This is a genomic window from Bartonella sp. AA56HLJMS (assembly GCF_042197145.1).
In the GTDB taxonomy this organism is placed as follows: Bacteria; Pseudomonadota; Alphaproteobacteria; order Rhizobiales; family Rhizobiaceae; genus Bartonella.
Map to the genome: position 1 here is coordinate 1 of NZ_JBHIRL010000095.1, position 821 is coordinate 821.

An 821-nucleotide genomic window follows, 5' to 3' on the forward strand; every position below is an offset into this window, starting at 1 on the left:
TGTTTGCGTGGATGGGTGGTAAACACTATCTGCGTAAGAAAATTATACCGATTTTAAATAATATTGACCACGAAACCTATGTTGAACCGTTTTTAGGCTCTGGTGTTATTTTCCTAAATAAAAGACCAGCAAAATATTCTGTGATTAATGATTTGAATGGAGAGATCACGAATCTGTTTCAATGTGTTCAAAATGACTTTGATGATTTAGCTAAACGATTGGAGTGGTTTGTTTGTTCAAGACAGTTGTTTTTTGAACTTGCGGCGATTGATCCAGAAAGCCTTTCCAAAGTTGAAAGAGCCGCCCGTTTTTTGTTTCTCCAACGTTGTGTGATGTATGGGAAAAAAGATTATGTCTCTTTTAGTTTTGGAAGGAAAAAGCCTATAGCATTTAATCCCGAAAAGCTGTTATCAAGGATGAGACGTGTTAGACAGAAGCTTCTTGATACGACGATCTTAAATTTGTCGTGGGAACGGGTTATCGAGCTATTTGATGCACCCGACAGTTTATTTTACCTAGACCCGCCTTATCTTGTGAAGAAGAAGTGTTACAGCTCTGGGAATTTTGTTGAAGATGATTTTGTGAGTATGGCAAAAGTTCTCAAAAGCATACAAGGCAAATTTGTCTTGAGTCTGAATGATTGTGATGCGGTTCGAGAGATTTTTAAGGATTTTGACTTTTTAGAATTAGAGACCCTTTGGACCTCTGGTTTTGCTAAAAAAACTTCCCGAAAAGAACTCTTGATTCGCAATAATTGAAGAAAATCATAAAAAGATTTGTTAGAATCAGAAGAAAATATTTCTTCTCTAATAGGACTTTTT

General features: G+C 35.9%; 1 protein-coding gene. It reads left to right on the forward strand.

The features are described from left to right. On the forward strand, positions 1 to 758 hold a 758-nt coding region (locus ACFINI_RS10050), incomplete at its 5' end, for a DNA adenine methylase (protein WP_375648051.1). Positions 759 to 821: the final 63 nt, after the last annotated feature.